Here is a 9,144-nt window from a genome sequence, read left to right on the forward strand (position 1 = left end):
TCAGAGCATACCTTGCAGCGCAGGATGCACCAGCCTGCCGCCGTCGACATTGATGCCGACCCGCAGCGGCTCGAACTCGCGCCACTCGTTGCCGGCGGACAGACGTTGCACGTACGGCAGGATCGCCGCCGAGATCGCCAGCGACGAGGTCTGCGGCACCGCACCCGGCATGTTGGTCACGCAGAAGTGGGTGACCCCGTGCACGTCATAGGTCGGTTCCTTCCAGGTGGTGGGACGCGAGGTCTCGAAGCAGCCGCCCTGGTCGATGGCGATGTCCACCAGCACACTGCCCGGCTCCATCGTCCTGACCATCGCCTCGGTGACCACTCGCGGCGCCTTGGCGCTGGGCACCAGTACCGCACCGACGACGATGTCGGCATCGTGCACTTCCTCGGCCACGCTGGACTCGTAGGCGTACAGCGCGGTGACGTTCGGGCCCATCGCCATCATCTCGGCGAGGCGATCCTGGCGCTTGTCGAACACCACCACGTTGGCACCGGCGGCCGCCGCCAGGGATGCCGCGGCACCACCGGCCGCGCCGGCACCGAGCACCACCACCTTGCCGCGCGGGGTCGACGCCATGCCGCCCAGCAGCTTGCCCTTGCCGCCCTGCGGGCGGTGCAGCAGCGTCGTACCGATCTGGGTGGCGATGCGGCCGGCGATCACCGACATCGGCAGCAGCAGCGGCAGGGCACCGCCCTCTTCCACCGATTCGAACGCCACGCCGGTCAGGCCGATGTCGAGGAGGCTGCGGGTCAGCTCCGGCTCGGCGGCCAGGTGCAGGTAGCAGAACAGCAGGTGGTGCTTCTTCAGCAGCGCCAGATCCCCGGCGACCGGCTCCTTCACCTTGACGATCAGTTCGCCGGCCTCGTACAGCGCGGCGGCATCGGCCACCACGGTGATGCCTTCGTTGACATAGGCCTCATCGGAAAAACCGCTCTTCAGGCCCGCACCAGCCTGGATGAACACTTCATGGCCACGGCGCACCAGGTCGGCGGCAGCGGCGGGAACGAGGGCAACACGACCTTCAAGGGTCTTGGTTTCGGAGGGGATACCGATACGCATGGAGAAAGAAATCCTGTGGGAGCACGTTGTGGATCCATCGCTCAACCGCCGCGGTGGTGTCGTTGATTTGCCGGTGACTTGAATCGGCCCTGCGTATTCCCCATTCTTCCGGGGATCGTGCGCTCTGGCGTCACCACCTGCTACGGTCTCGACGAAACCGTCGCGGGGGTTGGAGCGAATAACCAGCCAAGTCACCAGCAAACCCAAGGATTATACCTGTCATGAGCACCCCCAAACACAGCCGCCTGCTGATCCTCGGCTCCGGCCCCGCCGGCTACACCGCTGCGGTGTATGCGGCCCGTGCCAACCTCAAGCCGACCATGATCACCGGCCTGCAGCAGGGCGGCCAGCTGATGACCACCACCGACGTGGACAACTGGCCGGGCGACGTCGAGGGGCTGCAGGGCCCGGCGCTGATGAAGCGCATGGCCGAGCACGCCGAGCGTTTCAACACCGAGATGATCTTCGACCATATCCATTCGGCGGATCTGGGCCAGCGCCCGTTCCGGCTCAAGGGCGACTCCGGCGAATACACCTGCGACGCGCTGATCATCACCACCGGTGCCACCGCGAAGTACCTGGGCATCGCCAGCGAGGAGAAATACAAGGGCAAGGGCGTGTCCGCCTGCGCCACCTGCGACGGTTTCTTCTTCCGCGAGCAGGACGTGGTGGTGATCGGCGGCGGCAACACCGCGGTCGAGGAAGCGCTGTACCTGTCCAACATCGGCCGCAAGGTCTACCTGGTGCATCGCCGCGACAAGCTGCGCGCCGAGAAGATCATGCAGGACAAGCTGTTCGAGAAGGCCGCCGCGGGCAAGATCGAGCTGGTCTGGAACCACACCATCGACGAGGTGCTGGGCGACAACACCGGCGTCACCGGCGTGCGCGTGAAGGACGTCAATTCGGGGGTGACCCGCGACATCGAGGCGACCGGCTTCTTCGTGGCGATCGGGCATACGCCGAACACCGGCATCTTCGAGGGCCAGCTCGACATGCACGACGGCTACATCAAGATCAAGACCGGCCTGGCCGGCATGGCCACGATGACCTCGGTACCGGGCGTGTTCGCGGCCGGCGACGTCGCCGATCATGTCTACCGCCAGGCCGTCACCTCGGCCGGCTTCGGCTGCATGGCCGCACTCGATGCCGAGCGCTGGCTCGACCAGCAGACCCCGGCCGCCTGATGCTCGTGCCGTCGCGGCCTGCCTCGGCGCAGGCCGCGCGCCGCCGACACCGGCGTTTCACATGCCCGCCCGGCACAATCGACGCATGAGCGACGGAGCCCCGCGATGAATGCCACGTGGCGACTGCTGATCGTCAGGATCACCCGGCGGCTGTGGTTCCGTTCGGCCCTGTACGGCGCCTTCGGCGTGGCCAGCGCGCTGATCGGCGCGGTCGCCAAGCCGCTGATCCCGCCGGGCGTCGCCGCGCAGATCGGCGCCGCGGCGGTGGGCAACATCCTGGGCATCCTCGCCTCCAGCATGCTGGCCGTGACGACCTTCTCGCTCTCCACCATGGTCGCCGCCTACGCGGCCGCCAGCAGCAACGCCACGCCGCGCGCCTCCACCCTGCTGATCGAGGACTCCGGTTCGCAGAGCGCACTGGCCAGCTTCATCGGCGCATTCCTGTTCAGCATCGTCGGCCTGATCGCGTTGAGCACCGGCGTCTACGGCGACAGCGGGCGGCTGATCCTGTTCGCCGCCACGATCATGATCATCGTGATGATCGTGGTCACCCTGCTGCGCTGGATCGACCAGATCTCGCGGCTGGGCCGGGTCGGCGAAACCATCGACCGGGTCGAGCGCGCCACTCGCGAAGCCATGAAACCGCTGGCCCGGGCACCGTGGCTGCATGCCAGTCCGCATGGCGAGCTTCCAGCGGACGCGATCGGCATTTTCAGCCGCCGGATCGGCTACATCACCTACATCGACGTGGAGCGCCTGCAGCGCCTGGCCGACAGCGGGGACATCCAGCTGTGGACCGGGGTGGCCGCCGGCAGCTTCATCACTCCCGACCAGGTGATTGCCCGGTTGTCGAAACCGGTCGACGAGGAACTCGCCGCGAAAATCGCCGACGCCTTCGTGGTCGACGATCTGCGCGACTTTGACCAGGATCCGCGCTTCGGCCTGGTGGTGCTGACCGAAATCGCGCAACGCGCCCTGTCGCCCGCCATCAACGATCCCGGCACCGCGATCGACATCATCGGCACGGTGACGCGGCTGCTGTGCGAATGGGCCGAAGCGCGCCAGACGACACCGGCGGAAGAGCTGCGCTATCCCCGCGTGCACGTGCGCGCTCTGGACGAGGGCGATTTTTTCGAGGACGTCTACGCGCCGCTCGTGCGCGACTCCGCCGGCCTGCTCGAAGTGGCGATCCGGCTGCACAAGTCGCTGGCCACCCTGGGACAGCTGGGCTACGCACCGTACCGCGCGGCTGCGCTGGCACAGACCGGCAGGGCCTTGCAGTTCAGCGCGAAGCGGCTGAGCCTGGACAGCGACCAGCAGCGGCTGCTCGACATCGCCGGCTGGCGCGGTGGCTCGCGATGAGCAGGCACAGCGAGACACTGATGGTCCGCTTCCACGCCAGCCTCGGCGAGATCACCGCGGCGGCGTGGGATGCACTGCGCCCGGATGCCAATCCGTTCGTCTCGCATGCGTTCCTGTCCGCGCTGGAAGACACCGGCTGCGTGCGTCCCGACTGGGGCTGGCAGGCGCATCACCTGGGCCTGTACGAGGCGGATCGGCTGGTCGCCGCCGCACCGCTGTACCTGAAAGGCAACTCGCACGGCGAATTCGTGTTCGACTGGAGCTGGGCCAGCGCCTGGGAACGCGCCGGCGGCCAGTACTACCCGAAGCTGCTCAACGCCGTGCCCTATTCGCCGGTACCCGGCCCGCGCCTGCTCGCCGGCAGCACGCCGCGCACGCCGATGTTGCAGCAGGTCCTGGTCGCGGCGATGCGCGGCGAAGCGGAGCGGATGAGGCTGTCCTCGGTGCATGCGAATTTCCTCAATGAAACGGAGGCGGCGGCGTTCGACCCGGAGTGGCTGGCGCGTTCGGATGTGCAGTTCCACTGGCACAACCGCGGCTACCGACACTTCCCCGGGTTTCTCGCTGCGCTCAACCACAAGAAGCGCAAGAACATCCTGCGCGAACGCCGCCAGGTCGAGACCAGCGGCCTGACGATCGAATGGCGCAGCGGCGAGACACTCGGCCCCGACGAGTGGCAGCAGCTGCACGCGCTGTACGAGGCCACCTTCGATGCCAAGGGCAACCACGCGGCGCTGACCGCGGCGTTCTTCACGCGCCTGGGCGAGCTGGGCCCGATCGCCCAGGTCGCACTGGCCCGGGACGCGCAACAGCGCATCGTCGCGATGGCGCTGTTCATCCAGGGCGGCGGCGTGCTGTACGGACGCTACTGGGGCGCGTCGGTGGACGTGCCCGGCCTGCATTTCGAGCTGTGCTACTACCGCGGCATCGAGCACGCGATCGCCCACCAGCTGACCCGCTTCGAACCCGGCGCCCAGGGCGAGCACAAGCTGGCGCGCGGCTTCGTGCCGGTGCGCACCCAATCGCGGCACTACCTGGCCGATGAGGGGTTCCGGCAGGCCGTGGCCCAGGCGCTTGCGCGTGAGGCGCTGGCCGTCGACGACTACGTGGAAGAGCTCGAGGCGCACAACCCTTACGCCCACGTCGAACGCGCCGAAGAGTGATTCCTCAACTCCATGAAGCCGCCGAGTCCCTTCGCACATCCGGATCATGGCAAAGGCTCGCGCCATGAATGCCTGATTCGAGAGCTCACGCTGCTTTGGATCTGCAGGCCTGACGCGCCAAATCTCGTAGTGGGCTACGCCGATACCCGACTGCAGGCGGGTCACTTGTTCCACCCCCGCGTCACATGCCGCCGCTCACCGTCGTCACACCTGCGCGCTTGCCTGCATTCCCCGATGGCCGGATAGTGGGAAGCACTATTCACGCTTTCGCGATGCCATGGCACAGACTTTGCTCCACTCGGCATAAGCGAAATCCATCCGGGGTAACTCTTGCGTCCTGTCCATTTCATTTCGGGCCTGCCCAGGTCGGGCTCGACCCTTCTCGCAGGCCTTCTGCGCCAGAATCCCCGCTTTCAAGCCGGCATGAGCGGCCCCGTCGGCGGCCTGTTCAACACCCTCCTGGGCGAGATGAGCGGGCGCAACGAATTCTCGGTGTTCATCAGCGACGAGCAGCGACAACGAGTACTGCAGGGGTTGTTCGACAGCTACTACGGCGCAGACACCCGCGCCGACGTGATCTTCGACACCAGTCGCCTGTGGTGCACCAAGTTGCGCGCGCTGCAGACGCTGTTCCCGCAGGCACGCGTCATCGCCTGCGTGCGCCATGTGTCATGGGTGGTCGACAGCATCGAGCGGCTGGTCCGCCAGAACGCCTTCCAGCCGTCGTCGATCTTCAACTACCTGCCAGGCGGCACGGTGTATTCACGCACCGAGGGCCTGGTGGGCGGCGATGGCATGGTGGGTTTCGCCTACAACGCATTGAAGGAAGCCTACTTCGGTGCCGACAGCGCCAACCTGATGCTGCTGCAATACGAAACCCTGGTGAGCGACCCCGCACGCGCGCTGGCCGCGGTATACGACTTCATTGGCGAACCGGCTGCCCCGCACGACTTCGAGAATGTCAGCTTCGACGACCAGGGCTTCGACGACCGCGCCGGTACACCGGGACTGCACGCGGTACGCCCGCGCGTAGCCGCGCTGGAACGGCCCACCATCCTGCCGCCGGACCTGTTCCGCCGCTTCGAGAACGACGCGTTCTGGCGCGACCCCGAGCTCAATCCGCACCAAGTGCGCATCGTGTAACCCGCCCCCGACGAAGACACCCCCTCAACGACAACCGGCGCATTGCCGGTGCCGTCCGCGCGCTCTGATGGCACGCATTCACCATTGAAACTGCAGGGCAATACACATGAACCGTATCTATCGTCTGGTCTGGAACCGCACAATGCGCGTGCTGCAGGTAGCGTCCGAGCTTGCGCACGCACCGCGCGGCGAATCCGGCGATCAGCAGAGTGGCAGCCACGCGCTGCGCCGCCGGCCATTGGCGCAAGCCTGCGCGGTCGCGCTGACGCTCGGACTGGCGATCAGCAGCGGGTCGGTGCTGGCGGCCACCAACGGCGGGAATGGAGGCAGCGGAAGTGGGTCCTCCGCAGGTACTGGCGGTAGCGGCAGCAGCCCTGGCATCAACAACGGCGGATCTGGCGGTTATCGCTCGAATGGCGCTGCTGGCGGTGGTACCGCAGGCAGTGGTGGCGGTGGAGGCACCCACAGCGGTGGCAGTGGCGGCGTAAGTACCGGCGGTGGCAACGGCGGAAGTGGCGGCAACAATTACTACGGCGGCGGCGGCGGCGGCGCTGGCGGCGGCCTGAGCACGGCCGGCATCGGTGGCGGTGGCGGTGGCGGCGCTGGAGGCCTCTTCTATAGCGGAGGTGGCGGCGGCGGCGGCGGCGGTGGCGGCCTGGGCCTTTCGGTCGGTAGCAGCACTACCAACAGCGGGGCAGTCAGCGGCGGCAATGGCGGCAATGGTGGCTCCGCCAGCTTCTACGGCGGCGGCGGCGGTGCGGGCGGTGGCGGCGCGGGCGCGTTGCTCGGCGCGGGCTATTCGCTAAACAGCAGTGGCACCATTACTGGTGGCAAAGGTGGCAGTGGCGGTGCCCTTGGCGGCGGCGGCGGCGGCGGTGGCGCTGGCGCTGGTGGTGGCGGCGGCGCAGGGGTGCTGATGAACAACGCCAGCAGCTTGATCAATACGGGCACGATTGCCGGCGGCAACGGTGGTTCCGCTGGTTCCGGTGCATCCATCGGCGCGGGCGGCGTGGGCATCTATGCCGGCGGCAATACCACCATCACCAACAGCGGCACGATCAGCGGCGGCCTGGCCGGTGGCAGCGGTGCGCAGGCCGATGCCATCGAGTTCAGCGGCACCGGCAACTTGCTTTACCTGCAGACCGGCTCGACCATCAACGGAGACCTCGAACTGGATGCTGGCGCCGGAGCCACCATCGTCAACAGGAACAGCGGCCTGACCCTGGGCAATGCGATCAAGCTCGACAGCAATGCGTCAGCGCTCACCTTCAACGCCATTTACGACGACTTCACTGTATCCGGCGTGATCTCCGGCAGCGGCAGCGTCGACATCCTGTTCAGAAGTCTCCTGCACTTCACCAACACCAACACCTATACCGGCGGCACCACCATCGACAATGCAGCCTTCCTGGAGCTTGGCGATGGAGGCACGACCGGTTCGGTCGCCGGCAACATCACCGACAACGGCTCGCTTGCCTTCAACCGCTCGGATGTCGTCACCTTCGGCAACATAATCAGCGGCAGCGGCAACCTGAACCAGGCCGGCAGCGGCACGCTGATCCTCACCGGCGCCAACACCTATGCTGGCGGCACCACGGTCAGCGCCGGCACGCTGCAGCTCGGCAACGGCGGCACCACGGGTGCGATCGCCGGCGATGTCACCGACAACGGCACCCTCGCCTTCGACCGTTCCGATGCGGTCACCTTCGGCAACGTCATCAGCGGCAGCGGTAGCCTGACCCAGCTCGGCAGCGGCACGCTGATTCTCACCGGCGCCAATACCTATGCCGGCGGTACCACGATCAGCGCCGGCACCCTGCAGATCGGCAACGGCAGCACCACCGGCTCCATCACCGGCAACGTCACCGACAACGGCACCCTCGCCTTCGACCGTTCCGATGCGGTCACCTTCGGCAACGTCATCAGCGGCAGCGGTAGCCTGACCCAGCTCGGCAGCGGCACGCTGATTCTCACCGGCGCCAATACCTATGCCGGCGGTACCACGATCAGCGCCGGCACCCTGCAGATCGGCAACGGCAGCACCACCGGCTCCATCACCGGCAACGTCACCGACAACGGCATCCTCGCCTTCGACCGCTCCGATGATGTGACCTTCGGCAACGTCGTCAGCGGCAGCGGTAGCCTCACCCAGCTCGGCAGTGGCGTGCTGACTCTGACCGGCACCAACACCTACACCGGCGGCACCACGATCGGCACCGGCACCCTGCAGATCGGCAATGGCGGCACCACGGGTGCGATCGCCGGCGACGTTACCGACAACGGCGCCCTCGCCTTCGATCACTCCGACGATGTGACGTTCGCAGGCGCCATCAGTGGCGGCGGCACGCTGACGCAGAATGGCGGTGGCGTGCTGCTGCTCAACAGCATCAACAGCTATACCGGCGACACCACCGTGGCCGCCGGCACCTTGCTGGTTGGCGACAGCGCCCACCCGACGGCGTCGATTGCCGGCAATGTCGGCGTCGACAGCGGTGCCACCCTGGGCGGCCACGGCACCATCGGCGGCAACATGGCCATCACCAGCGGCGCGCACCTCTCACCGGGCGGCAGCATCGGCACGCTGACGGTGGCTGGTGACCTGACCGTGGCGCAGGGCGCCATGCTCGACTACGAGTTCGGTGCACCTGGTTCCGACTACAGCACCGCCGGCACCGGTGACCAGGTGGTCGTGGATGGCAATCTGACGCTCAATGGCGCCACCTTGAATGTCGCTGCCGACCCCGGTTTTGGCCAGGGTCTGTACAACGTGTTCAGCTACGGCGGCACGCTGACCGAAACCAATGGCGGCATCACCCTGGGCACCGTGCCGACGGGCAGCACCCTCAGCATTCAGACGCTGACCGGCAGCAAGCAGATCAACCTGCTCAACACGACAGGTCTGATCGTGGACTTCTGGAACGGCAACGGTCAGGCCTCGTCCACGCAGTCTGGCGGCGGCAGCGGCACCTGGTCAGCCACCTCGCAGAACTGGACCGATGCCGCTGGCAGCGTTACCACGGCGATGCAGCCGCAGCCGGGCTTCGCGATCTTTGGTGGCGCCGCCGGCACCGTCACGGTCGACAACACGGCTGGGACGATGAGTACGACCGGCATGCAGTTCGCGACCAACGGCTATGTGCTGGACGGGAACGCGCTGACCCTGGTCGCCAACGGCAGCATCGCTCCCGCGATCCGGGTCGGTGACGGCAGCAGTGGCGGGGCCGGCT

Annotated in this window: 6 protein-coding genes; 5 read left to right on the forward strand and 1 reads right to left on the reverse strand. The window is 67.1% G+C overall.

What is annotated here, in order from left to right:
• A complete protein-coding gene (gene ald, locus ACFPPA_RS10575; RefSeq protein ID WP_377319728.1) occupies positions 1-1,065 on the reverse strand; it encodes an alanine dehydrogenase in 1,065 nt (354 codons plus the stop codon).
• 221 nt (positions 1,066-1,286) lie between these two features.
• Here ald and trxB point away from each other — a divergent pair, with 221 nt between their 5' ends.
• From trxB to ACFPPA_RS10600, 5 genes are all read left to right on the forward strand, one after another.
• Complete coding sequence (gene trxB / locus ACFPPA_RS10580) at positions 1,287-2,249, forward strand: thioredoxin-disulfide reductase (RefSeq protein ID WP_377319729.1); 963 nt, start codon at positions 1,287-1,289, stop codon at positions 2,247-2,249.
• A 105-nt stretch (positions 2,250-2,354) separates the two neighbouring features.
• A complete protein-coding gene (locus ACFPPA_RS10585; protein WP_377319730.1) occupies positions 2,355-3,611 on the forward strand; it encodes a DUF2254 domain-containing protein in 1,257 nt (418 codons plus the stop codon).
• The gene (locus ACFPPA_RS10590; protein ID WP_377319731.1) at positions 3,608-4,774 is read left to right on the forward strand and encodes a GNAT family N-acetyltransferase; all 1,167 of its coding nucleotides are present in this window, start codon (positions 3,608-3,610) and stop codon (positions 4,772-4,774) included. Before ACFPPA_RS10585 ends, ACFPPA_RS10590 begins: the two co-directional genes overlap by 4 nt.
• A 330-nt stretch (positions 4,775-5,104) precedes the next feature.
• Positions 5,105-5,917: a sulfotransferase family protein gene (locus ACFPPA_RS10595; RefSeq protein WP_377319732.1), complete on the forward strand. Its 813-nt coding sequence runs from the start codon at positions 5,105-5,107 to the stop codon at positions 5,915-5,917.
• 106 nt (positions 5,918-6,023) lie between these two features.
• The coding region (locus tag ACFPPA_RS10600) for an autotransporter-associated beta strand repeat-containing protein (RefSeq protein WP_377319733.1) at positions 6,024-9,144 on the forward strand (3,121 nt) is incomplete at its 3' end.

It is taken from the genome of Rhodanobacter ginsengisoli (assembly GCF_042657065.1).
Lineage (GTDB): Bacteria > Pseudomonadota > Gammaproteobacteria > Xanthomonadales > Rhodanobacteraceae > Rhodanobacter > Rhodanobacter ginsengisoli.